Origin of the sequence: Desulfovibrio sp. (assembly GCF_019422935.1) — a bacterium.
Taxonomy (GTDB): domain Bacteria; phylum Desulfobacterota; class Desulfovibrionia; order Desulfovibrionales; family Desulfovibrionaceae; genus Desulfovibrio.
Genome location: NZ_JAHZCJ010000009.1, coordinates 150107 through 174705 on the forward strand (window position 1 = coordinate 150107; position 24599 = coordinate 174705).

Genomic DNA, 24599 nt, shown 5'->3' on the forward strand with positions numbered 1-24599 from the left:
CATCGTTCTGACGAAAACTTGGCGGCGGCAAAAGCTGCCGCAGGGAGTCGTCATGAACGGTCACAATCGTGTGAAGTCAGTTCCCTATATGGCATTGAGCGCGGCGCTCTTTGGTTGCGCACTGTTCTTTGCCGTTACCCTTTGGCGCGGCGAAAGCATGGGTGAAAGCGGACAGTTTGCCTATACCCCTGGTTTTGATGTGCGGGCGGATGTGGTCAATTCCGTGCGGGTTGTGCCGCTTGCGGGAACCGCCCTGCGCAGCCCCAGCGTGAACGCGGATAAATCTGCGGCTGTTTCCCTGGCCTACTAGGCTGTTTTTATTTTGAAAAGTTGGATTGCCTCGCAGTAGTAGCGGGCGGCCCGTTTTTTGTGTATAGTTTGTCACCTTTTTTGATCTTGTCCTTTCAGCGGTCATTCTGCTGAAGGGCTGACGTGTCGCGCGTAGTTCTGAAAAGGAGATGCAGAAGTGTATTTTTGGTCCGCTCTTTCTGTCCGTAACTGAAGATCACTAATCGGGAACGGTTCTTCCCTTTGTTTCAGATTGCAATTACCTGTAATTTTTACCGTATTGCTTGTAAAACATAGTAATTTGCCATGTTATATTGACTTTGTTTCAGAATGTGCCTACATTGTACAAGATGCCCGATTAGAATGGATGAAAAGCCTTATTGTTCTCGTCACTGTAGTGCCATGTTTAACTTCCTTATTTCTCCATAATATTAGTGAGTTACTGACCGATACTTTTTGTTCGGCAATAACATCACGCATTCTTTAAAGGACATGTTTGCGTTATGAATTGGGACTGGGACAAACTTCAGGAAAAAAGACAGAAGCAGGGTTCTAACCCTCCGCCCCGACCTCCTCAGGATGTGGATTCTGACGATATGGGGCAGGAAGAAGAAACCCCTCGTGCCAGGCGCACCCCTTTTAACAACGGCCGTGGCCCCGGTGGTGAAAACCCTTTTTCCAAAATAGCCCGCATGCGCTTTCCCAATGGAAGGGCGGCTGGTCTTGTGGGTTTTGCCATTGTGGTTCTGTGGCTTCTCTCGGGTATTTATATTGTTAATCCCGATGAACAGGGTGTTGTGCTGCGCTTTGGCAAGTATGACCGCACCGAAGGGCCCGGCCCGCACTACGCGTGGCCTGTTCCCATTGAGTCTGTATACAAGCCGCAGGTGACGCAGGTTTTGCGCAGCGAGGTGGGCTTCCGCTCCGTTGGGCAGGCGGCCACCTTCCAGCAGGGGCAGTTGCGCACTATTCCGGAGGAAGCCTCCATGCTCACGGGCGATGAAAACATCGTCAACGTGCAGTTCAGTGTGCAATACAAGATCAGCGACCCTGTGGACTACCTTTTTAACGTTACCGCGCCCGCAGCGCTGGTGCGCAATGCCGCAGAGGCGGCCATGCGCGAGGTCATCGGCAACAGCCAGATCGACTCTGCCATTACCGATGGCAAACTGAAAATTCAGAGCGAAGCCACCCAGTTGCTGCAAACCGTGCTTGACCGCTACGGCGCGGGTATACAGGTGCTGGCCGTGCAGTTGCAGGATGTGCACCCCCCGCACGAAGTTATTGACGCGTTCAAGGACGTGGCAAGCGCCCGTGAGGACAAGAGCCGCATCATCAACGAGGCCGAGGCCTACCGCAATGAGCTGCTGCCCAAGGCCAGGGGCCAGGCTGCCGCCATGGGCAACGAGGCCGCTGCCTATAGCGCAACGCGCGTGCGTAACGCAGAGGGTGATGCCTCCCGTTTTGAAGCCCTGCGCATAGAGCACGACAAGGCCCCCAAGGTCACGGAACAGCGCCTCTATTTTGAAGCAGTAGAAGACATTCTTTCCAACGCGAACGAAAAGGTGCTTATGGACAATCCGGCTGCTGCCCGCGCTTTGCCCTATCTCACCTTGCCTGGTCTCGGCGCTCCTGCTTCGCCCAAGACGCTGGAGAAGAAATAATGAGTAAAAATCCTCTGGTACTGATTCTTGTTGCTCTGGTACTGCTTATCGTTGTTACCCAGGGATTCTTTACCGTTCACCAGACCCAGAAGGCTCTGGTATTGCAGCTGGGTGAACCGCTTTCGCGCGTGTACGGGCCTGGCCTGCATTTTAAAATTCCTTTTATCCAGAACGTGGTCTATTTCGATGCCCGTGTTCTGGACTATGAAGCGCGCTCCCGAGAGGCCTTTACCGTAGATAAAAAGGCCATTGTTCTTGATAACTATGCGCGCTGGAAGATCATTGATCCCCTGCAGTTTTACCGCACCATGCGTTCCATTCCCGGCGCGCAGGCGCGGTTGGACGACGTTGTCTATTCACAACTGCGGGCGCTTGTGGGTGCGTATACCCTTACAGAGGTCGTGTCCTCCCACAGGGCGGCCATTATGAAGGAAGTGACCAACAAGGTTTCCGACCTCATGCATGGCTACGGAGTCGAGGTGCTGGATGTGCGCATCAAGCGTACAGACCTGCCACCTGAAAACCAGCGTGCGATTTTTGGTCGCATGCGGGCCGAACGTGAACGGCAGGCAAAGCAGTACCGTTCGGAAGGTGAAGAGGAGTCGACGCGTATCCGTTCCGATGCCGACCGCCAGCGCGCGGTTATTCTGGCAGAGGCGGCGCGCGCCGCGCAGATAGAACGAGGGCAGGGCGATGCCAAGGCTGCGTCAGTTTACGCCCAGGCCTATAACAAGGCCCCCCAGTTCTATGCGTACCAACGCTGGCTTGACGCCATGCGTAAATCGCTAAAAGAGAACAGCAAGCTGGTGCTTTCCAACGAAACGCCACTGCTCAATCAGCAACATTGATGCGTGGTTTTCCACGCCAGGAGTCAAAGAGTTATGCCCGGTTTTGCAGAGATATATGAACGCATCAAGTTGGCCACCAACAGCCGTACACAGGTTGAGCTGGCCGAGGTTCTGGACATCCGTCAGTCCAGTATTTCCGATGCGAAACGGCGCAATTCCGTGCCCGGTGACTGGTTCATGAAGCTTTTCGAGAAGTTTGGGCTGAACCCTGACTGGCTCAAGCAGGGTGTTGGCCCCATGTACTTGCGCACCGAGCAGGGCTATGTGCCAGAAGACGCACCGGCCTCACTTGCCGAAACAGCTGCCCACTATGGAGATGCCATGGCCCGTGGCGGCATCCATTCCGTGTACGACGCCAAGTGCGTCTACAATGATGATGCCCCCCGTCCTGCCCTGGCTCTGGCGGGCAAGATATCGCTGCCGCTTTCACTCACGCGTGACGGCCTCCAGGTGCTGCGGGTGCGCGGCGCCAACATGGCCCCCCTTATCTCGGAAGGGGCGCATGTGGGCGTGGATACAATGGATACGGATGTGGTGTCTGGCCGCATCTATGCCATTTTTGCCCCCAATGAGGGCGTAGTGCTGCGCAGGGTGTTTTTGAACAGCACCCAGGATGGCTATGTGCTGCGCTCCGAAGCTGCAAGCTTCCCCGAAACCCAGTTGGCTGCGGGCCTGCTTGCCAAGCGCATGCTTGGTCGCGTGGCGTGGGTGTTGCAGGAAGTGTAGAAAAATGATGCTGCAACCGGCTTTTGCCGTTCATTCGTTTTGCCGAAGAGCCTGGTCGGTATGTGGTCTTGCGGGCTGTCTGCTGCTGTGCGCCTGTAGCGGCGCACAGACAGCGGCCTCACGCGGTGGGGACGGTATTACATCGTATGATTTGCCGTCCTCTCCTGCTGCAAGCCAGCCTTCCTACAGCCCGGCTGGGGCACCCCCTGCCGCATCGCCAAGCACGGGGCAGGGCTATGCGACCCCCAATTATTCCGGCGGTTATTCCGGCGGGTATGCGGGCGGCAGCAATGGCGCTGGCACTACGGCGGCCCCAAGCTATGGCGAGCCGCAAAGTCAGGCCCCAGGCTATGCCTCGCCAGCTCCAACGTATGCGCCCACGCCTGCGCCAACGTACTCCCCTTCATATCAGCAAAGCCAGCCGCAACCAGCCGCAGGCTCCGCCGCCATAGCTCCGGCATGGCGGCCCCTGGCTGATCGGCTTGCGGCTGACGGGCTTTCCGGCCCGAGGGTGGACGCCCTGCTGGCTACACTCAGCGCCACGCCCACGCAGTCGCCCATGGGCAGAAAAATGCGCGAACTGTATAACCGCAAATTTTTCCCCAAGCCGCCTTCCACCGCGCCTGCGGCCCTGTACTACAAGGGTGTGCTGACCGATGCCAATGTGCAGTTGTGCCGCCAGTTTGTGGCACAGAACAAGCGCGCCTTTGATCAGGCCGAAGCTCGTTTTGGCGTACCCTCATCCGTTGCGGTATCCCTGCTGTTTGTGGAAACCCGCCTTGGCAAGGTGCTGGCCGATGTACCGGAAAACGCCTTTTACACGCTTGCCAGCATGTCGATGACGCGTCAGCCCTCTGATATCCCCGACTGGCTGCCGCGCATGCCCGGCTATCAGGAGCACCTCGACTGGTTTGCCGAAATCATGCCCAAACGGGCGGATTGGGCCTACAAGGAAGTCAAGGCACTGGTGGAGCATATGTTGCGCGACAATATTGATCCGCACCATCTGCCGAGTTCCATTTACGGAGCTGTGGGGCTGTGCCAGTTCATGCCCTCCAATATTGCCACGTACGGTGCGGACGGCGACGGCGATGGCAAGGTTGATCTGTTCACCATCCCCGATGCTGTGGCAAGTCTTTCCAATTATCTCGCCAAACATGGCTGGAAGCCTGGCCTGCCGCGCGCAAGGCAGCATCAGATACTCATGGCCTACAACCATGCCGCCATCTACGCCAACACCATTCTGGCCCTGTCAGACATGATCAACGGCGCGCCTTCGCCAGAGGCGTCGGCCAAGCCCGCCCCTGCCACTGCGGGCAAGCCTGCTCCGGCAAAAACTGGCAAAGCCGCTCCGGCCAAGGCAGCCAAACCTGCTGCGACCAAACCGGCGAGCAAGGCTCCAAAGCCGGTTCAGCCCGCAAACTGACGGTTTTAATTTATCGATGCTTATTATCCCGCTGTCCTTTGGTCAGCGGGATTTTTTGCGCGTGGGCAAAACACGCACTGTCAGGTATTAATACCAGGCTTGTTGCACGGTCAGAAAAGGCATGGCTGAAATCCGGGCTATATCTGCCGCCGACTGAATGCCACCAGGGGCAATCTTGCCATCCCTTTATTGCGGTGGCATACTTTGAGGATGAACACCAATTCCGGCGCAAAGCCCCCTCTGAAAGAAAGCAACCGGCCTCTGGCCGATCTGCCTCCCTTGCCATCGCTTTGCAGCGCGGGCGCTCTGCGGCCCGTACCCAGTGAAGCCGCATGCCTGGTCCTGTGGGACAAATACGGCATGCTGCCGAACATCCGGCGGCATTCCTTGCTGGTAGCGCACGTGGCAGCTACACTGGCACAGCGGGCAGCGGACAGGGGCTTTGCCATACGGGTTCCCGAGGTTCGCGCTGGCGGCCTTTTGCACGACATTGCCAAGACCTACTGCGTCAAGCACGGCGGTAGCCACGCGCAGGTGGGCGCGGCCTGGACTGTGGCTGAAACGGGCAACTATGCCATTGCACAGGGCGTGATGATGCATGTGTGGTGGCCGTGGGCCTTGCCGCAAGGGCCGGAAATCTGTTCACTGCCTTTTTTTGTGATCTATGCAGACAAGCGCATCAGGCATGATGCCTGCGTGACGCTTGAAGAACGCTACGAAGACCTGCTTGAGCGCTATGGCCGTACCGAGGCTGCGCGCGAGGGCATTGGCGTTGCCTACAGACAGGGAAAAAATATTGAAAGCGCCCTTGAGGCGCAGCTGGGATGGGCCTTACATGAAAATTCTTTTGATTGCGGGCGGGTGGTCCACTGAGCGCGAAGTTTCGCTCAACGGGGCGCGCGCCATGCAGGAGGCGCTTGCGCAACGCGGCCATTCGGTAACGTTTTTTGACCTGCTTTCGGGCTTCGACTGCCTGCTTGAGACAGCAGCCGCACACGATTTTGCCCTCATCAACCTGCACGGCGCACCCGGCGAAGACGGCCTTGTGCAGGCCATGCTTGAACGGGTGGGCTGCCCATACCAGGGTTCCGGCCCTGCGGGGTCTTTCCTGGCGCTCAACAAAAGTGCTGCCAAGCAGATATTCCGGCAGGCGGGCCTGCCCACGGCAGACTGGGAATTTTTGCCTTGCGCCCCCGAGTGTGGCTGGCAGCCGCGCTTGCCCTATCCGCTCTTTGTCAAAAGCAATACGGGCGGGTCTTCGTTGCGCATGGGCCGCGCCAGCAACCGGGCCGAGCTTGACGCAGTGCTGGCATCCATTTTTGCCGCTGGCGACGAGGTCATCATGGAACCCGTGCTCGCAGGGCGCGAAGTGACCTGCGGCATTCTGGGCGAGGAAGCACTGCCGCCCATTCTTATTGAGCCTGTGGCCGGCGATTTTTTTGACTATGAAAGCAAGTACGCCAAGGACGGCGCGCGCGAGATATGCCCCGCGCCCATCAGCGAAGCTCTGACCGCCCGCGTGCAGGAGCTTGCTCTTGCGGCGCACAAGGCTCTTGGCCTGAGCGGCTACAGCCGGGCCGATTTTATTCTTGGCCCGGACGACAGCCTGACCATTCTTGAGGTAAACACCCTGCCGGGCATGACGGCCACCAGCCTTGTGCCGCGCGAGGCGCGCACTGTTGGGCTGGACTTTGGGCAGTTGCTTGAAAGGCTCATAGAGCTGGGCATGGCCGGGCAGGCTCGCGGCTGACAGCCTGGATTGCCGATGTCGAAGGGCAAGGGAGTTTCAATGTCTGAAGCGTTGTCCCATCCAGCCGGCCTGGGTGACCATCTGCATAAACGCCATGCGCGTTTTATACCCATTGATTTGGGCACATGGCCAAGACGCCAGTACTTTGACTACTATTTCAATAAAATAAAGTGCCGCTATTCCATTACGGCGCAGGTGGACATAACCGGCTTGATGCAGGCGCGCGAGGGGCGCAGGTTTTTTCCCTGCCTGCTTTATCTGCTCATGGCCGCTGTCAACGGAGAGCCGACGCCAGCAGAGAGCTGCTCCGACACACCGGCGGCTAAGGACGAACACAGCCGAAGCAGCGTGCAGATGCCCTTGCCATTGCCGGAAGGCGGCTGGCCGGGCAAGGATGTGAGCCGTACCTTTCGCCTGTCGATGGACGCGGAGGGCAATCTTGGCTGGTGGACGTTCTGCAACCCGGTTTATACGCTGTTTCATCAGAGCGATTGCAGCTTTTCTGATGTATGGAGCGAATGGACTGCGGATTTTTCCACATTTTATTCCCACGTGCTAGAAGACATGGCACGTTATGGCGGCGCAACCGGGGTAACCGCACGCCCGGACAAGCCCGGCAACTTTTGTTCCATATCCTCGTTGCCCTGGCTTTCATTTACTTCTTTTGCACAGGATACGTACGCAGAATCCCGCATGCTTTTTCCTCTGCTGCGCGCAGGCAAACACTATGAGCAGAGCGGCAGAACGCTGCTGCCGCTGTCTGTCTGCGTACACCATGCAGTGGCTGACGGGTATCACACCTCGTGGCTGTTCTGCCGCGTGCAACACCTCGCGAACGTGGCCAAGCTCTGGCTGCGCTGAGCGGCTGGCACTGCCACTACTCCTTTGGGCCAGCCCCTTTGCGGAATTTTTGTCACTAGCCGCCCCTGGCTCAATGATAAACCACTTTTTTTATCCGGTTGGGTTCATGACGCACAGCAAAACTCTGACAGGTCACATGGCGGCGCTGTTCTGCATTATCGTGTGGGGCACTACATTTATTTCCACAAAGGTTCTGCTGCGCGCTTTTACGCCCGTGGAAATACTCTTTTTCCGCTTTTTGCTGGGCTATGCGGCCTTGTGGCTTGCCTGCCCGCGCTTGCTGCGCATTACGGACAAACGGCAGGAGGTGTTGTTCGCCTTAGCTGGGTTGTGCGGCGTGACACTGTATTTTCTGCTTGAAAATATTGCCCTTACCTACACGTTTGCCTCAAATGTGGGCGTGATTGTGGCCATATCGCCATTTTTTGCGGGTTTGCTGGCCTTCTGGCTGCTGCGGGCCGAGCGCCCGGGGCTGAACTTCTTTTTGGGCTTTGTGGCCGCCATGCTGGGCATTGGCCTCATCAGCTTTAGCGGCAGCACTCAATTGCGTCTCAATCCTCTTGGGGATGTGCTTGCCGTGCTGGCCGGGCTTTCGTGGGCCGGGTATTCCATTCTGACGCGCAAGCTCATGGCCTTTGGCTATAACAGCCTGATGGTCACAAGACGCTGTTTTTTCTACGGCCTGCTGTTCATGCTGCCTTGCCTGCCGGTTATGGAATTCCATCTGGGGCTGGAGCGTCTGGAAAATCCGGTTAACAGCCTCAACCTGTTATTTTTGGGGTTGGGAGCGTCCGCCCTGTGTTTTGTTGCATGGACCTTTGCCATACAGCGGCTTGGGGCTGTCAAAAGCTGCGTGTACATCTATCTTGTTCCCGTTGTCACGGTAATTACTGCGGTTCTGGTGCTGCATGAGCAGATTACCTGGATGGCGGCGCTTGGAACAGCCCTGACGCTGGTTGGATTGGGCATTTCAGAAATGCGCAATTTCAGCCTGATGAAAAAGGCGGAGCATCTGGGCAAATGACAGAAACGCGTTGTTGCGCCTCGTTGACGTACAGGTTTGGTAGCTTTCACGCGTGGGGATACGGTCGCCGTATCCCCGCTTTTCGTTGCAGTATGCTGCAACTGGCTCAAGCAACTTACTGGAAAATTGCGGACGCAGTATGCACTTTCCCAAAAAAGAGGCAGAATTCAAGTTGGTCAAGCGTGAATACCCTTGCAAGATAAAGCCAGGCTGTTTGAGTATTGATCTCGCAGTATATTACAACGGGAGTTGCGGAATGACAAAAAGTCGCATATCACAACAGCCCGGCCTATTCTCATAGCGGTGATATACATTGCTATGGTGGTGAGATGCTGCTCACAATAACCGGGACATGCCTTGCGGTGGCATGTGCGTGGAATGTGGCGTCTTATTGCAAATTTTCTTCAACTCACTAAATATTTTAAGAAAATTAGAGTGTGTATGGAAAGTCTTATTGGCGTATTGCAACAGATTCAGGAAATTGTCTGGGGCCCCCCAACCATGATCCTTCTCCTGATTACCGGGCTTTATTATACTCTCCGGTTGGGATTTCTTCAGTTTATCCATCTCCCCAAAGCCATCCGCTATATTTTTGAAAAAGAGGAAGGCAGTGTGGGCGATGTCTCCGCATTTGCTTCCCTCTGCACTGCTCTGGCCGCAACCATCGGAACAGGCAGCATTGTTGGCGTGGCAACCGCTCTGCGTGTGGGCGGGCCGGGCGCGCTCTTCTGGATGTGGGTTTCGGCTGTCCTCGGTATGGCCACAAAGTACGCTGAAGGAGTGCTGGCCATCAAATACCGCTCCATAGACGAGAATGGCGAAGTGGCTGGCGGCCCCATGTACTACATCGAGCAAGGCATGGGCAGTAAATGGAAATGGCTTGCCAAACTATTTGCTTTTTTTGGCGCAGTCACAGCCCTGATGGGCTGCGGCACATTCCCGCAGGTCAATGCGATCACGGAATCGGTCAGCAATGCCTTTAGTGTGCCGATCCCGCTGGTGGGCGCAGTTGTGACCATTGCCACCGCAGCTGTTGTTCTTGGTGGCATCAAGTCCATTTCCAGCGTGGCTGAGTTCGTTGTGCCGCTGATGGCGGCCTTTTACGTTGCTGCTTCGGCCTATGTGCTGTTCAACCAGTCGGCGGCGCTTCCCGGAGCTTTTGTTCTGGTTGTGAAGTCTGCTTTTGAGCCGACTGCCGTGGCTGGCGGCGCAACCGGCGCTGTCATAGTTTCTGTAATGACAGCCATGCGCACCGGTATTGCCCGAGGTGTGTACACCAACGAAGCCGGGCTTGGCAGCGCCCCCATTGTGGTGGCCGCAGCCAAGTCTGATTCCGGCGTGCGGCAAGGCCTGATTGCCATGACCGGCGTTTTCTTCACGACTATTGTCATCTGCACCATGACTGGGCTGGTTATTATCACCTCTGGTTTGCTGGACAGTTCAACGCTTGACGGCGGTATCCTTTCCAACGCCGCATTCAATGCTGGCATGTCTGGCGACATGGGGATGTACGTAGTCTCCATCGGGCTGGTATTCTTTTCTTTTACAACAATCATTGGCTGGAACTACTACGGCGAACGGTGCGTTGTGTATTTGACGGACGGGGTAAAATACGTAATGAGCTACAAAATACTGTATATTTTGTGCGTAGCTGTTGCCCCGTATCTGTCCATCAGGCCTATCTGGTATATGGCCGATATCACTAACGCCTGTATGGCCTTTCCCAACCTTGTGGCACTGTTGGTGCTAAGCCCCATAGTCATAGCGGAAACAAAAAAGTATTTTCAATGAGCCAAGGCTGTTTGCAGGGGATCTGAAGGCGCAAAAAAAGCCGGAAAATTTCCAGCTTGAACACGTCCGTGTGTATTTTTGAGGGCATTCCCGATTGCTGGTACAGACCGGCAAACAGGAATGCCCTTTTTTTAGTTGCTTGCAGCCGTGAGTGTTTACAGCAGCACGCCCAGTATCAGTGCCGCGCCGCTGATGAGGTAGCATTTGCGCACCAGATGCCCGTGAGCGTCCAGCGGCAGCCAGTCGCCATCTCCGGCAAGGCGGATGCGGCGGCATGCGGCCAGATAAAAGGGCAGGCCCACCAGACACAACACCACCGGCCAACCCGCAAGCCCCGCTGCCCACAGATTGCACAGCAACAGCCACACCAGCGGCCACCACAGGCGGAACAGCAAAAAGGCCCCGGCCTTGCCCAGGGTATTGGCAAGGGTATGCTTGCCTGCCGCCAGATCGGTTTCGATTTCCGGCAGGCTCTGGTAGTACAGCACCCCCGCCACCATCAGGCCCACGGGCAATGCCAGCGCGAAGCTGCACGGCTCAAAACGGCCCAGCAGCAGGGTGGCGCTGGCGCTCACCATGATAAAGCCCATGTTCAGGCACACAAACACTTCGCCAAGGGCGCGGTGTCCGTAGCGGATGGGCGGCGCCACGTAAAAAACAGCGGAACCCACAGCGAACACGCTCAATGCCCATAGTGCGGGCCGTAGGGCCGGGGCCAGCCCCAGAATTAGCAGGCCGCCTACGGCAAGTGTTGCCGGGGTAAGCAGGAGCAAAACAATGGACAGTTGGCGCGGGCTGATAAGGCCGGACTGGATAACGCGTGAGCCACCGATGTTGTCGCCGCCGTCCACGCCGAGAATATGGTCAAAGAGGTCGTTGGCCAGATTGGCAATGGTCAGGCCCATAAAGCAGCCAGCCAGCAGCAGGGCGTAGGTTGCCCACTGCCCAGGCCGGATGTCACCTTGCAGGCGAAAGGCCAGTGCCAGAGCCAGCGTAACCGGAATGGCCGCCGTAATGAAAAAAGGCGGGCGGCAGGCCTGCCACCACGCCCTTGCCTGTTGGCGGAAAGTAAGCTTTGGCGCGAGGGCAGGGCGGGGAACCCATGCCTCGCGCAAAAGATCGCCGCAGCGCATGTTATACGCCTCCTTCACTCCATGTGTAGGGGATGGAAGGGTCATCGGCGGGCAGTCGCTGCCCCTCGGTGGGATCGTGGGGGATGTCGGCGCAGTTGCAGATGAGCGCCGGGGCGTCACCCATAGCAGTAAAGCCGTACCACACGTTCACGGGGATGCGCAGCAGGCCGTAGTGTTCCGGTCTGCCAAGGGCCAGTTCGCACAAAACGCCGCGCGTTTCGGAGTCTGGCCTGTCGTCATACATCACGATTTTCAGCAGGCCGGAAGGCACGGCAAAGTGTTGGGTCTGGCGGGTGTGGCGCTTCCAGGCCTTGACGTGGCCGGGCAGCACCTCTGAAAAATAGATCTCGCCAAAGCCCTTGCTGAAGTCTGGCAACAGGGGCGAACCGGGGCGCAGCATGTGCAGCACCGGCCCGCCTTCTGTCGGAATGACCTTCAGGGGGTGCAGCAGTGCGCCTGCAATGCCAACATCCTGCGCAGTCATTTCCTCTGTATTCATTACTTTACCCACACCTGATTGCGTTGTTCGGCGGCGTTGACGTAGGCCGCGATCTGCCCAAGGGTGAAGTCGAGCATGTTCTGGGGCTGCTTGCCGTTCTGGCCCTGATAGAAGCAGTGGTACCATTCGGCGGTGTAGCGGATGGTTTCCTCAAAGGTGAGGGTAGCCTTCCATCCCAGATGCGCCAGTGCTTTGTCGCAGCAGAGCTTGAGCAGGGTGCATTCCTTCATGCCCGCCTGACCGTTCTTGTCCATCTCGCTGGCAAAGCCGGGCCAGTGCAGGGCAAGGGCATCCACCACTTCGGCCACGGTATTGTTGACGTCTGCCGCAGGGCCGAAGTTGTAGGCCTGCCCGCGCAGGTTGAAAGGCTCGTTGAGGCCCAGCAGCAGGCGCGCGCCAAGCCACAGGTAACCGGAAAGAGGCTCCAGCACGAGCTGCCAGGGGCGCGTGGCCCACGGGCTGCGGATCTGCACAGGCTGCCCGGCGGCCCATGCGCGGGCGCAGTCGGGAACAATACGATCCTGTGCCCAGTCGCCGCCGCCGATCACATTGCCGGCGCGCACGGTGGCGCAGGCGGGGCCATCCTTGAAAAAGCTTTCAAAATAGGAGTGGGCGATGATCTCCGCGCAGCCCTTGGAGGCGGAGTAGGGATCGTGCCCGCCGAGGTGGTCGGTTTCGCGATAACCCCAGACCCATTCATCATTGCGGTAGCATTTATCGGAAGTGATCATGATGACGGCCTGCACATCGGGGCAGGCGCGCACAGCCTCAAGCACGTTGAGGGTGCCCATCATGTTGGCTTCAAAGGTCAGGGCCGGGTCGTCGTACGACTTGCGCACCAGCGCCTGCGCCGCAAGGTGGAAGACCACATCGGGGCGGAACTGGCGCATGGCCTTGATCATGCTTTCGCGGTCGCGGATGTCGCCACGCACGTCAGCCTCGAGGTGCGCGCAAAGATCCATGGCGGCGTAGTGCGAGGGGGTGGTGGGCACGCAGTCGGAAAAACCGCCGACCACTGCACCCATCTGGGTCAGCCATGCCGCAAGCCATGAACCTTTGAATCCCGTGTGTCCGGTTACAAAGACCCGGCGTCCTTTATATGCGTTGGCAAACATGTTGGTTCCTCGTTGGGTTTTCGCGCGTTGGCTGACGCGGAAAGGGGATGTGCAGCCTGTGAAGCAGGCTTCGGCTACGGGCAGGCCGCAGCCGAAGCTGTAAGTACGTGTTGGAAGTGCCGTTTAGACCCAGAAGGCCTTGCCCGCGTCCCACATCTCGTTGAGCTTGATGGAGTCGCGCAGCGTGTCCATGCACTGCCACTGGCCGGGGTGCGGATACATGGAAAGCTGCCCCTCCTCCGCCAGCCGTTGCAAGGGTTCTTTTTCCAGATCGCAGGCTTCGTCCTCGGTGAGGTAATCAAGAAATTCGCGCTTGAAGACGAAAAATCCGCAGTTGATGAATTCGTCCAGCACGGGCTTTTCTTCCCACGAAAGGATCTTGCCGTCGGCATCGGTGCGTACCGTACCAAAGCGCGAAGGCATGCGCACACCCGTAAAGGTGCCGATGCTGCCCGACTTCTTGTGGAATTCGATGAGCTTGTTCAGATCGATATCGGCAACGCCGTCGCCGTAAGTAACCATAAAGCGGTCGGTGTCAATGTGCTTGGCAACGCGCTTGAGGCGGCCACCCTTTTGCGTTTCCTGCCCGGTGTCGCACAGGGTCACCCGCCAGTCCTCAATGGGATTGGGGTAGGTGGTGATGTTGCCGCTCTTGAGGTCAACCGTAAAATCCGTATTGCGGATGTTGTAATCGTGGAAATACTGCTTGATGACCTCGCCCTTGTAACCAAGGGGCAGGATAAAATCCTTGAAGCCAAAGCGCGCATAGATGGACATGATGTGCCAGAGCACGGGCCGTCCGCCGATCTCGACCATGGGCTTGGGTTTGACCGAGGTTTCTTCGCGCAGACGCGTACCCTTGCCGCCGCACATGATGATGACTTTCATTCTAAGCCTCCTGCCGCCGCGTTTCATGGCTTGTTCCGTTCGCGGCGTGTGGCCCATGTGTAGCAGAAGGGCGCAAGGAAAAAAAGCCCCGCAAGGGGGCTTGGGCCGCCGAGATGCACTTTGCATTTGCGCCCGCACGGCGTAGAATAAGCAAAGCGCATTCAAACCCAAACTTTTTTGTGCGCAAGAGAGGTAGTTATGAAGTTGTTTCGCCGTGGTTTGCTGTTGCCGCTGGTATTGCTATTGAGCGCGCTGGTTGCGGCCTGCGTTACTTCCGGCCCTCAGAAGGCGCTGAACGACGTGGCCGACGCCCTGAACAAAAATGACGGCGCGGCCTTTCTGGCGCAAATTGACATGAAGCCTTTTGCAACCAACCAGATAAAAAATATGACGCGCGAAGATCAGGCGCTCAACGCTCTGGATTCCATGGGGCGCTTGCTCGGGTTGGGCGGTATGGAAGACCTTTTGGGCAGCGTGGTGGACATGCAGGCGCGCCTGCAAAAGCAGTATATGCGCGGCGTGAGCACGGGCGAGCTGGTGGCCCAGTGCGGCAAGGCTGACACCCCGGATTGCCCGTGGGTGCCTGAGAGTCTGAAAGCCGCCAAGATTACCGAGCTTGGGGCCGACGCGGCGGTTGCGCAGGTGACTACGCCCGCCCGCATGACCAGTTGGCTTGCCCTGCGCAAGGTGGGCGAGAAGTGGCTGGTGGTTGGGCAGGCCGTGATGGAAAGCACTGCCAGAGAGTATGCTTTGCAGAAGGCCCCGGCGGCTCCTGAAAAGCCTGCGCCGATTGCACCCACGCCCAAGGAAGCGCCGGAGAAGACCCCTGTGCCGGGCAATCGCGCTGACAAGGATGGCGTGACGAAGATTTAGGGTATTGTATTACGGGCGCATTGGGAGAAGTAAGAGGGTTTTGGCGGCGGGAGAGCCTGTCGAGCGCATTTACGCAAACCCGACTTTTTTGGCCTGACAGCGTTAAAATCCTGTTTTTGATGCTCACGTACTTGAGTACGCTGCGCTCAAAAACAGGATTTTTCCTTGTCAGGCCAGAAAAATGCGTATTTTGCAAATTCACTCAACACCAGCCATCGCCTCCGCATCCGCTCCGGCGAGTTTAAGGAAGGCAGCTCCACGACCTGCTTCTGATGCGGGCTGAATTGAAAGGCAGGAAAGGCTGGGAACGAAAAGGCAAAAGAATAGGGAGAGCTTTGATAGGGTGGGTGAGCCTGTCAGGCTGATTTACGCAAACCCGACTTTTGCAAATTCGTCCAACACCAGCCATCGCCCTCGCATCCGCTCTGGCGAGTTTAAGGAAGGCGACCCCACGACCATCTCCTGATGGAGGGCTTTTTTCTGACTAGTAAATTTTCCGTCTGACCATGGTTGGATGGTAACGGGCATCACCGCAAGTAACGCGAAGATTTTGCAGGTCTCTTTGTTTGCTATTTGGATTTGTCGAAGCTTTATGCAGGCAGAGTACCACGGGGCAAAGATCGAAGTATTTTGTAGTTAGTCCAAGAACTGAGGGATGTTGGCTGAAGCGGAATATCATTCAAAGCGAAAGTGGTCGCTGGCATTAACGCGGCGCGGAGGGAGATCACCTGAGTGAGCAGCGCGAGCGAGGGAAGCTCCCGCAGCTATGGCCGCGTTGCCCTCGTCACGCTAAGGAAGTTGAAAGCCCTCTTAGGGGGTGCTTCGGGGGGGATGCAAGGGGGGCCGAGAAGGGGGCGTAGCCCTATAACCGGCCCCGCCTTGCTGCGCGCCGCACAGGCGTCCCAAACTCCGCCGGAGGGCGGAATCCAGTGCCCGTAGGGCAGCAAAAATAATCAATCGCCGCCTCGCAGGCATCTCCCCCTAATTCAATACCGTCGGCGCATCAGTCGCCACCATACTTGCAGGATGCCGCAGCAATAAAAGCTCCAGCTCTTCCAGCAAGGCCTTGCAGCCCTCGCCGTTCTTGGCGGAAATCGTCAACGCATGGGGAAAGGCATCCGCCAGTTCAGCGCGGGCCGGGGCTTCCAGCTGATCCCACTTGTTCAGAATCATCAGCCTCGGCATGCGGTCCAGTTCCATTTCGGCAAGGATGGTTTCCACAGCGCTTATCTGCTGCAAAAGGTCAGGATGCGAGGCATCGGCAACGTGCAGCAAAAGATCGGCGGCTTCCAGCTCCTCAAGGGTGGCACGAAAGGCGTCCATCAGCTCCTTTGGCAGATTGCGGATAAAGCCCACGGTGTCGGCCATGATGATTTCTTTTTCCGCAGGAAAGCGCAGCCGCCGGGTTGTGGGGTCAAGCGTGGCGAAAAGTTTGTTCTCGGCCAGCACTTCCGAGCGGGTAAGCGTGTTGAGCAGGGTGGACTTGCCCGCGTTGGTGTAGCCCACAAGCGCCGCCAGCGGGATGCCCTGCCGCGAACGCCGGGCGCGTGTGAACGAGCGCTGCCGCCGCAACTGGTCAAGCTCTTTGCGGATGCGAGCCATGCGCTCGCGGATTTTGCGGCGGTCGGTCTCCAGCTTGGTTTCGCCGGGGCCGCGCCCGCCAATGCCGCCCATGAGACGGTCCATGGCGCGGTTTCTGCCCACAAGGCGCGGCTGGGTATAGCGCAGCTGGGCCAGTTCCACCTGGAGCTTGCCCGCGCGGCTTACCGCATGCTGGGCAAAAATATCCAGAATAAGCTGGGTGCGGTCAATGACCTTGCGCTCGGTGATGTCTGCCAGATTGTGCAACTGAGCGGGCGAAAGCTCGCCGTCAAAAACCATCATGCCCGCGCGGCCTTGCAGGGCCAGCACTTCAAGCTCTGCCACCTTGCCCTTGCCCATGATGAGGCGTGGGTTGATCTGCGCCACGCGCTGCACCATGCGCCCGGCAACGGTCAGGCCTGCGGTGCGGGCCAGTTCCGCCAGCTCGTCCAGATTGCGCTCCTGAATGATGCGCGGCTGCGTACCTACAGAAACCAACATGGCGCGGGGGGTGTCGTCCGCTTCGCGGGCGTCCTCTGCCTTGCGGGCAAGTTCTTCTTCCAGAGCTTCGGCGGTGGCAACAAACTGCGATTCCGTGCGATCCCAGGGCTGGGGCGTATCAAGGTGATAGGGCTGGCCGCCCGAAGGGTTGGGCAAAAGATGGGCCGCCTGCCACTGCACGGGTTCGCCAACCGGGTTCACGGTGAGCGCCACCACGGCATCGAGCCGCAGAAAGAGCATGTCCATCAGGTCTTCCTGACTGATGCCGCCGGGGGAAAGGTGGGTGTGCAGCAGGCGCAGGCCGCGCAGGCGTTCCTGCCCGCTGCGTCCGCGCGGCAGTTCGGGAATCATGATGCTGCCCGCCTCGCCCACAATAACCATCTGCACCCGGCCCTTGCGGTCAATAAGCAGGCCCAGTTGCCGCCCCACGGCGCGTGAAAGCAGGGAGAGTTCCCGGGCCTGGTCAACGGTGTAGACTTCTTCCGCCGGGAAACGGCGGTTGAACAGGCGGGTGAGTGCTGCAAGCTGGCTCGGCTTGAGCCCTTGCACGTTACCTTCTGGCTTTGGGATGGGAAGCTCCTGAACGAAAAAATGTTAAACCGCACCCGCAACCACTGTACCTCAAAAGGGGCAGGGCTGCGGGTGCGTGAACAAATGCGGTGAGTGGGCTGTGTTCAAGCCTAGGGACGCAGATACGAGGTGATCAGGGCATCGTAGCGCGAGGTTGCCTCAAAAGCGCGCGATGCCATAACCTGCCGGAACTCAAGGCCCACTGTGGTATCTTTTTCCATTTCTTCCATAGCGGCGGTGTACCACTGCGGCGAGGGCAGCACCAGGATGCTGTGGAAGTTCTTGGCCGCGGCGCGCAGCATGCAGGGGCCGCCGATGTCAATTTCCTCCACGGCCTGCTCAAGCGAGAGGTGGCGTTCCACCGCGCCCGCAAAGTCGTAAAGGTTGACGCAGACAAGGTCAAAGGGGCGAATGCCCTTTTCTGACAGGGTCTGCATGTGCTGCGGCTCGTCCTTGTTGGCCAGAATGCCCGCATGAATCTTGGGGTGCAGGGTTTTGACCCGGCCACCCAGAATCTCGGGGAATCCTGTGACGGTGCTTACTGCGGTGACGGACAGCCCGGCCGCCTCAAGGGCCTTCTGGGTGCCGCCGGTGGAGATAAGTTCCACCCCCCGCGATGTAAGAAACGTGGCAAACTCCACAAGGCCGCTTTTGTCCGTAACGCTCAGAATAGCGCGACGAATTGGCAAAATATCCATAAGCGACTCCTTGAAAAATGTCCCGAAAAGGGTTTGGCGGCGTATATACGCCCACATTCTTGATACTGCAAAAAGCCCGTTCTGGCAATGCGTTGCAGACAAAGCCCTCCCTGAGGCCCCTTGCCCGCAAAACAAGCCAAGGCTATGCTGCGGCAGGAGGACGTATGCAGCTCAAGCTTGTTTCATGGAATGTCAATGGTCTGCGCGCCGTGGCGGGCAAGCCCGAATGGGAATGGTTTTCGCGCACCGAAGCGCAGGTTGTGGCCTTGCAGGAAACCAAGGCCCACCCGGACCAGTTGAGTGAAGACGTGCGCGATCCTGACGGCTGGGAATCGCACTGGTCGTGGAGCACGGTAAAAAAAGGCTACTCGGGCGTTGCGGTGTTCAGCCGGATACCTTCGCTGAATGTCAGCGTGGAGCTGCCCCAGCCGGAATTTCAGGGCGAGGGACGTCTGCTGCATCTGGAGTATCCGCAGTTCCATTTTTTCAATGGCTATTTCCCCAACGGCGGCGCGGAAGAACTGGACGACAATGGCAAGCCCACGGGCCGCTTCAAGCGCGTGCCGTACAAGATGGGTTTTTTCGACGCCTTTCTCGCCTATGCGGAAGAATGCCGCAAGAGCAAGCCCATTGTGGTTTGCGGGGATTTTAATATAGCGCACAGGCCCATTGACCTCGCGCGCCCCAAGCAGAACGAAAAGTATACGGGCTTTTTGCCCGAAGAGCGCGCCTTTCTGGATCGCTTTACGGCTATGGGCTATGTGGACACCTTCCGCCATGTGCATGGCGACAAGGCAGACAGCTATTCCTGGTGGTCGTACAAGAGCCGCGCGCGGGAAAAGAACGTGGGCTGGCGTATTGATTATTTCTTTGTATCGCAGGAGCTTGCACCTGCTGTGCGTGATGCCTGGATTGAAACGGACGTTTTTGGTTCAGATCACTGCCCTGTGGGGTTGTGCCTGGAATTTTAACGCCACAGTCATGTCTATGCAGCCGGGCTGGAATCAAGCGGTTCCAGCCCGGCTTTTTTCCCCCTGATGCCAGTACATTGATGCGCGGCAATCCTGTGCTGGGTAAATCATGTGCCAACCACAAGCATCAATCATAAACTGCTTATGTATGGCTGGGCGTGCTGGTCCAGCAGCTTTCCGTGATACGCAAAGTCATCCAACACGCCGAAGTTGAAGCTGATTCTTGCGGTATTGCCTTCCTGCAGAAGGGAGCGTAACAGTATCGCTTGTGGCAATGAGCGTGAATATTGCGGTTTTCAACCGCGCAATAGCCTGAATAACGTTCAAAGAACAGCAGATCCCCACTTTTGAGGCGCTCCGTCAGCCGGAGCGCGCCCGCCAGGAACCATCGTCCACGCCGTGGATTTTGTCCGATACTCCTGAGTGCCAATACGTGGCCTATGTCCTTTTGATTCAGCCCTGCCTTCACCTGCTCTTGGGTTTGCCCCTACTCTGATTTCCCCCTCCTGTCCCGGAGGGGAAAGGTTACCTTGCCGCGTCTGCGGCGCAGAATGAGGATTGTGATGAAAAAATATTCCGATTCCACCCCGCCTTTGCTCGCGCACCGGGAAGTGACCCGGCGCGAAGTTCTCAAGTGGTGTACCGCGCTTGGCGGCGCATCCCTTTTGCCATTGGGCGGTGGTTTGCCCCTTGGCCTGGCCCGTGCAGCCACCCAGCCGCCGTATGGCGCGGGCGAGCAGTGCTTTTACTCCGGCTGCGTGGTGAACTGCGGTTCGCAGTGTACGCTGCGCGCCTTTGTCAAAGATGGCCGCGTCACGCGCGTGGAAACGGACAATTCCGATGACGGCCCCAACAACAGGGCCATCCGCGCCTGTCTGCGCGGGCGCTCCATGCGCAAATACACCTATTCCCCTGACCGCATTAAGTACCCCATGCGGCGCGTGCCCGGCGCCAAGCGCGGCGAGGGGAAATTTGAGCGCATTTCATGGGACGAAGCCCTGGACACCGTCGCCAAGGAATGGGTGCGCGTGCTGAACACCTACGGGCCGGAGTCCATCCACCGCATGTATGGCTCGGGCACAACGTCCAGCGGCATGACGCGCCGCAACGAATTTTTCAGGCTTGCCAATATGCTGGGCGGGCATCTGGACGAATACGGCACCTACAGCACGGCTCAGATTTCAGCTGCCATTCCGTATCTCTACGGAATCAATGCGGGCAATACCATTAATGACATGGCTAACTCAAAGCTCATTGTCATGTTTGGCTGCAACATTCTTGAAACCCGCCAGAGCGGCGGCGGCCTTTCTTATGAGCTGTTTGAAGCCAGAAAAAAAGGCAATGCCCGCATCATCATGGTTGATCCCCGGTATTCGGATTCCATGGCCAAGCTGGGGGACGAATGGGTGCCCATCCGCCCCGGTTCTGACGGCGCGCTTATCGCGGCCATTGCCTATGTGCTCATGAACGAAGGGCTGGTTGACCAGCAGTTTGTGGACACGCACTGCCTTGGTTTTGACGAGGAGCACATGCCCGAGGGCGTGCCCGCAGGCAACAGCTACCGCGCGTATATCACGGGCGAAGGCCCGGACAACACGGCGAAAACGCCGCAATGGGCGGAAACCATCACCGGGTATCCGGCGGAAAAAATCATCCGCCTTGCCCGCGAGATCGGCTCCACCAAGCCCTGCTGCGTCATTCAGGGGTGGGGGCCGCAGCGCCACGCCAACGGCGACACTATGTCCCGTTCCATTGCCATGCTTGCCATCCTTACCGGCAACGTGGGCATTGCCGGGGGCGGTTCAGGCAGTGCGGAAAGCGTGAGCCAGATTGGTTTTCCGCGCATGCCCGAAGGCACTAATCCGGTCAAGACGCGCATTTCTTTCTACACCTGGGTCAACGCCATTGACGACTACACTCAGGTGACTGCCAAAAAAATGGGCTTGCGCAACAAGGAAAAGCTGGATCACGGCATCAAGTTTTTGTGGAACAGCTCTGGCAACGCCCTTATCAACCAGCATTCGGACATCAACGGCACTCGCAAGATTCTTGAAGATGAAAGCAAGTGCGAGTGCATTGTGGTGGTGGAAAACCGCATGACGGCTTCGGCAAAATTTGCGGATATCCTCCTGCCTTCCGTGACGCCGCTGGAACAGGACGACATCATCCAGCAAGGCTATCAGGTGGATCAGAGTTCCCTGCTCATTGCCCGCAAGGCCATTGAACCTCTGTTCGAGACCCGCTCGCAGTATGATATCTGCGCGGCCCTGAGCGAAAAAATCGGCAAGCTTCTGGGCCAGCCCGATCTGGCGGCAAAATATACCGAGGGCCGCAGCCAGCTTGACTGGGTGAAGCATCTTTACGCCCAGGCCCGTGCCAAAAAGCCGGAATTGCCCGAATCCTTTGACGAAGCTTCAAAAATCGGACTGTTCAAGTGGTTCCCCATGCCGCAAAAGGTCGCCTTCAAGGATTTTCGCGAAAATCCGGCGAACAATCCGCTCAAGACGCCTTCGGGCAAGATCGAAATATTCTCCAAGCGTCTGTGGGATCTGAACCAGACATGGGAACTGCCCAAGGGTGACGCTATCTACGCCATACCCGTGTATGAAAAAACATGGGAAGGCCCGTGCGATTACGAGGGAATGAAAAAGCATCCCTTCCAGCTTATCGGCCACCATTACAAGGGGCGCGCGCATTCAAGCTATGCCAACATCCCCTGGCTTGAGCAGGTTGCCCCGCAGCAGCTCTGGATGAACGAGGCCGATGCGGCGCAGCGCGGCATCAGGCACGACGACGTGGTCAAGGTTTTCAACGACCGCGGCGCTGTGGTCGTTCGGGTCAAGGTGACGCCGCGCATCATGCCCGGTGTGCTCAGCCTGCCGCAGGGCGCATGGTACACCCCGGACAAAAACGGCGTGGATCAGGGCGGGTGCATCAATACTCTGACAAAAACGCACATGACCCCCTTGGCCAAGGGCAATCCGCAGCACACCAATCTTGTGGATGTGGTTAAAATTTAGCCTGTTGCGCGGAACTGTCTGCATTGAGGAGATTTATTGTGAAACAGCCGGCTTTTTATATAGATATGACAGCCTGTACGGGCTGCAAAACCTGCATGGTTGCCTGTATAGACGGGCATGATCTGCCCCAGGGCGTCATGTGGCGGCGCGTTGCGGAGTACACGGGCGGAAAGTGGGTGCGCCGTGCCAACGGCACGTATGACCAGAATGTGTTTTCCTACTATACGTCCGTCAGTTGCAACCACTGCCAGAACCCCGTGTGCGTGAAGGTTTGCCCCACCACGGCCATGCACAAGGACGAGCAGGGCATTGTGAGCGTGGATCCCGACAAGTGCGTGGGCTGCCGCTATTGCGAGTGGAACTGCCCTTATTCCGCCCCCCAGTATAACAAGCAGTCGGGCAGAATGACCAAGTGCGATTTCTGCAAGGACAGGCTGGCAGCCGGGCTCAAACCCCTGTGCGTGGAAGCCTGCCCCATGCGGGCCATTCACTTTGGCGAATATGAAGACCTGAAAAAACAGTTCGGCGATGCCGAGCACGTGGCTCCGCTGCCGGAGCAGAGCGTGACCTCCCCCTGTCTTGTGATTACGCCGCCCCACAACGCGCAGCCAGTGGGCAGCAACATGGGCAGCATCCGTAATCCGGAGGAGATGTAGCATGGAGTATCTTCAGGAATTTCCGCTGGTATTCTTTACCTTGCTGGTGCAGATGGCCGTAGGCATGGTGCTGGTGGGCAAGTGCGTGCTTGGCAACGAAGCCGACCGCGCACTGCGCGAAGGTGTGCGGCGGCAGAATGTGGCGGCACTGCTTCTGTTTGCCGTGGCCGTGATCATCAGTTTTGTGCATCTGGGCACGCCCATGCATGCGCCCTTTACCCTGCTGCACGTGACGCAGTCGTGGCTCAGCCGCGAAATCCTCATGATCGGCCTTATGGGTCTTGCCCTGTTGTGGCTGGTGCTTGTCGGGCGCAAAAGGCATGCGGTGGATGGCGAGAAGAAAGCCATGATTGTGGCGGGCCTGTGCGGTATTGCACTGCTGTTCGTCATGAGCTGCGTTTACAATCAGTCCACAATGCCCGGCTGGAGCAACTGGGGCGTTTTTACGGCCTTTCTTGCCTCCATGTGCCTGCTTGGCGGATCCTGGCATGGTGTGGTGCTGAGCCTGCGCAAGGAAGGCGCGCCCGTGCGCGCACTGGGTCCCTGCCTTGTGTGGGCGGTGCTGGGCCTTGTGCTGATGGCCGTGAGCCTGCCGCTGGCCATGCCTGAGCAATCCTATCTTGTGAACCCCGGTTCCCGGCTTCTGCCAACGGCCTGCATTGCATGGTCGCACGGCTTGCACGCCCTGGCATCTGGTCTGGGCGTTGTGCTGCTGGCACTGGCTGCGGCCCGTGGCATGCAAGGCAAAGGATTTCGTCCGGCGCTGACGGTTCCCGCATTTCTCCTGATTGTTCTGGGTGAAGTGTTCGGGCGGCTTGTTTTTTATCTTTCCTATTCACGCCTGGGCATGTAGGCACGGCAAACTCTACGGGGGCCGTCTGGCCCCCGCATCATACATATGGAACAAGAACAGTTGACGCAATACGTTGTGGCCTTGCAGTTTTGCAGCCGCATTTTCCAGAATTCGCCGGATGAAGACCTGCTGCGCGGCGTCATTGGCGGCGGGCTTTTGCAAGGCTTTGGCAGTTGGGCCTGTTTCAGGCCTTCAGAACTGGCTGAAAAGCTGTGGGGCGAGGCTCTTGATCCAGAGGGCCGCACTGCCGCCCTCGCGGCAGCCTATCCGGCAGAGGCGGCGCAGGATTCCTGCCGCGCGCTGTATCTGGATCTGCACATGGATCATCTGGCCTTGTTTTCCGGGCCGCAGCCTGCTGCCGCGCCGTGGGAATCCGTGTGGCGGGAGAAGGATCGCCTGCTTTTTGGCTGCAGAACGCAGGAAGTGCGCGACTGCTACAGGGAGTGGGGCATAGCCGCAGAACGGGACGGGCACGAGCCCGAGGACCATCTGGGGCTGGAACTGGCCTTCATCCTCTTTCTTGTGCAGAACATGGGCGGAGCTGTTGCCTCAAGCCAGGGGCAATCCCCGGAGGCGGCGCTGGCGACTTTTATGGACGGGCACATTCTGGCCTGGGTTGGAGACTGCCTGGAAAAAGCTTCGGCATGCGCCAGTACTGTGTTTTACCGCGAAATGTCGGCTCTTTGTTGCCTGCTGCTGGGAAACGTGCGGGCGCTCGTTCAGGAATAGCGCTGTACAGCGCACGCCAAAAGGTTTTTGACCAACGACAAAAGCCGTTCCTTGCCGAGAAAGGTGGGAACGGCTTTTGTTGTATGTAGAAAACCCCCCGCTAGGCGGGGGGTTCCGTGAAGCTTAAAGCTTTA

General features: G+C 57.9%; 22 protein-coding genes. 16 read left to right on the forward strand and 6 right to left on the reverse strand.

All coding sequences use genetic code 11. The features are described 5' to 3' along the window. The first annotated feature begins 52 nt into the window (after nucleotides 1–52). The 10 genes from QZ383_RS12080 (at nucleotide 53) to QZ383_RS12125 (ending at nucleotide 10378) form a co-directional block, all read left to right on the forward strand. Complete coding sequence (locus QZ383_RS12080) at nucleotides 53–310, forward strand: hypothetical protein (RefSeq protein WP_291445753.1); 258 nt, start codon at nucleotides 53–55, stop codon at nucleotides 308–310. A 481-nt stretch (nucleotides 311–791) separates the two neighbouring features. After that, entirely contained in the window at nucleotides 792–1952 is a 1161-nt protein-coding gene (gene hflK, locus QZ383_RS12085) for an FtsH protease activity modulator HflK (RefSeq protein WP_291445754.1), read from the forward strand. Beyond that, nucleotides 1952–2800, forward strand: a complete 849-nt coding sequence (locus QZ383_RS12090) for a protease modulator HflC (protein WP_192112497.1) — start codon at nucleotides 1952–1954, stop codon at nucleotides 2798–2800. The genes hflK and QZ383_RS12090 overlap by 1 nt, the downstream gene beginning before the upstream one ends. Nucleotides 2801–2833: 33 nt before the next feature. Further along, a complete protein-coding gene (locus QZ383_RS12095; protein WP_192112498.1) occupies nucleotides 2834–3526 on the forward strand; it encodes a helix-turn-helix domain-containing protein in 693 nt (230 codons plus the stop codon). A 4-nt stretch (nucleotides 3527–3530) separates the two neighbouring features. Continuing rightward, the gene (locus QZ383_RS12100) at nucleotides 3531–4952 is read left to right on the forward strand and encodes a lytic murein transglycosylase (RefSeq protein ID WP_291445756.1); all 1422 of its coding nucleotides are present in this window, start codon (nucleotides 3531–3533) and stop codon (nucleotides 4950–4952) included. A gap of 210 nt (nucleotides 4953–5162) precedes the next feature. Then, nucleotides 5163–5825, forward strand: coding sequence for an HD domain-containing protein (locus QZ383_RS12105; RefSeq protein WP_291445758.1), 663 nt, complete (start codon nucleotides 5163–5165; stop codon nucleotides 5823–5825). After that, nucleotides 5788–6702 carry a D-alanine--D-alanine ligase gene (locus QZ383_RS12110; protein ID WP_291445760.1) on the forward strand — a complete coding sequence of 305 codons (915 nt, stop codon included), beginning with the start codon at nucleotides 5788–5790 and terminating at the stop codon, nucleotides 6700–6702. The genes QZ383_RS12105 and QZ383_RS12110 overlap by 38 nt, the downstream gene beginning before the upstream one ends. 39 nt (nucleotides 6703–6741) lie before the next feature. Continuing rightward, nucleotides 6742–7563: a CatA-like O-acetyltransferase gene (locus QZ383_RS12115; protein ID WP_291445761.1), complete on the forward strand. Its 822-nt coding sequence runs from the start codon at nucleotides 6742–6744 to the stop codon at nucleotides 7561–7563. 106 nt (nucleotides 7564–7669) lie between these two features. Beyond that, nucleotides 7670–8587, forward strand: a complete 918-nt coding sequence (locus tag QZ383_RS12120) for a DMT family transporter (RefSeq protein ID WP_291445763.1) — start codon at nucleotides 7670–7672, stop codon at nucleotides 8585–8587. 441 nt (nucleotides 8588–9028) lie between these two features. Then, complete coding sequence (locus tag QZ383_RS12125) at nucleotides 9029–10378, forward strand: sodium:alanine symporter family protein (RefSeq protein WP_291445764.1); 1350 nt, start codon at nucleotides 9029–9031, stop codon at nucleotides 10376–10378. Between the two features lie 155 nt (nucleotides 10379–10533). On the opposite strand, the gene QZ383_RS12130 is transcribed toward QZ383_RS12125, so the two are convergent. From QZ383_RS12130 to rfbF, 4 genes are all read right to left on the reverse strand, one after another. Beyond that, nucleotides 10534–11511: a prenyltransferase gene (locus tag QZ383_RS12130; RefSeq protein ID WP_291445766.1), complete on the reverse strand. Its 978-nt coding sequence runs from the start codon at nucleotides 11509–11511 to the stop codon at nucleotides 10534–10536. 1 nt (nucleotide 11512) lies between these two features. Then, nucleotides 11513–12010, reverse strand: a complete 498-nt coding sequence (locus tag QZ383_RS12135) for a dTDP-4-dehydrorhamnose 3,5-epimerase family protein (protein ID WP_227118589.1) — start codon at nucleotides 12008–12010, stop codon at nucleotides 11513–11515. Next, nucleotides 12010–13125 (reverse strand): CDP-glucose 4,6-dehydratase, encoded by a 1116-nt coding sequence (gene rfbG, locus QZ383_RS12140; protein ID WP_022658048.1) that lies wholly within the window; start codon nucleotides 13123–13125, stop codon nucleotides 12010–12012. The genes QZ383_RS12135 and rfbG overlap by 1 nt, the downstream gene beginning before the upstream one ends. 123 nt (nucleotides 13126–13248) lie before the next feature. Then, complete coding sequence (gene rfbF, locus QZ383_RS12145; protein ID WP_291445768.1) at nucleotides 13249–14013, reverse strand: glucose-1-phosphate cytidylyltransferase; 765 nt, start codon at nucleotides 14011–14013, stop codon at nucleotides 13249–13251. 198 nt (nucleotides 14014–14211) lie between these two features. Here rfbF and QZ383_RS12150 point away from each other — a divergent pair, with 198 nt between their 5' ends. Then, nucleotides 14212–14886 carry a hypothetical protein gene (locus QZ383_RS12150; protein WP_291445770.1) on the forward strand — a complete coding sequence of 225 codons (675 nt, stop codon included), beginning with the start codon at nucleotides 14212–14214 and terminating at the stop codon, nucleotides 14884–14886. A gap of 981 nt (nucleotides 14887–15867) precedes the next feature. On the opposite strand, the gene hflX is transcribed toward QZ383_RS12150, so the two are convergent. Together hflX and QZ383_RS12160 are read right to left on the reverse strand one after the other, a co-directional pair. Next, nucleotides 15868–17397, reverse strand: coding sequence for a GTPase HflX (hflX, locus tag QZ383_RS12155; protein WP_291445785.1), 1530 nt, complete (start codon nucleotides 17395–17397; stop codon nucleotides 15868–15870). 251 nt (nucleotides 17398–17648) lie between these two features. Then, nucleotides 17649–18236, reverse strand: a complete 588-nt coding sequence (locus tag QZ383_RS12160) for an IMP cyclohydrolase (RefSeq protein WP_192112508.1) — start codon at nucleotides 18234–18236, stop codon at nucleotides 17649–17651. A 164-nt stretch (nucleotides 18237–18400) separates the two neighbouring features. Between QZ383_RS12160 and QZ383_RS12165 the strand changes: the two genes are divergently transcribed. The 5 genes from QZ383_RS12165 to QZ383_RS12185 all read left to right on the forward strand — a co-directional run bounded on the left by QZ383_RS12165 (nucleotide 18401) and on the right by QZ383_RS12185 (nucleotide 24465). Further along, entirely contained in the window at nucleotides 18401–19207 is an 807-nt protein-coding gene (locus QZ383_RS12165; RefSeq protein ID WP_291445772.1) for an exodeoxyribonuclease III, read from the forward strand. Nucleotides 19208–19770: 563 nt separating this feature from the next. Then, nucleotides 19771–22227, forward strand: a complete 2457-nt coding sequence (locus tag QZ383_RS12170) for a DMSO/selenate family reductase complex A subunit (RefSeq protein ID WP_291445774.1) — start codon at nucleotides 19771–19773, stop codon at nucleotides 22225–22227. Between the two features lie 38 nt (nucleotides 22228–22265). After that, nucleotides 22266–22883: a DMSO/selenate family reductase complex B subunit gene (locus tag QZ383_RS12175; RefSeq protein ID WP_291445776.1), complete on the forward strand. Its 618-nt coding sequence runs from the start codon at nucleotides 22266–22268 to the stop codon at nucleotides 22881–22883. A 1-nt stretch (nucleotide 22884) separates the two neighbouring features. After that, nucleotides 22885–23736, forward strand: coding sequence for a DmsC/YnfH family molybdoenzyme membrane anchor subunit (locus QZ383_RS12180; protein WP_291445778.1), 852 nt, complete (start codon nucleotides 22885–22887; stop codon nucleotides 23734–23736). A 45-nt stretch (nucleotides 23737–23781) separates the two neighbouring features. Next, nucleotides 23782–24465, forward strand: a complete 684-nt coding sequence (locus QZ383_RS12185) for a molecular chaperone TorD family protein (RefSeq protein WP_291445779.1) — start codon at nucleotides 23782–23784, stop codon at nucleotides 24463–24465. The last annotated feature ends 134 nt before the right edge of the window (nucleotides 24466–24599 follow it).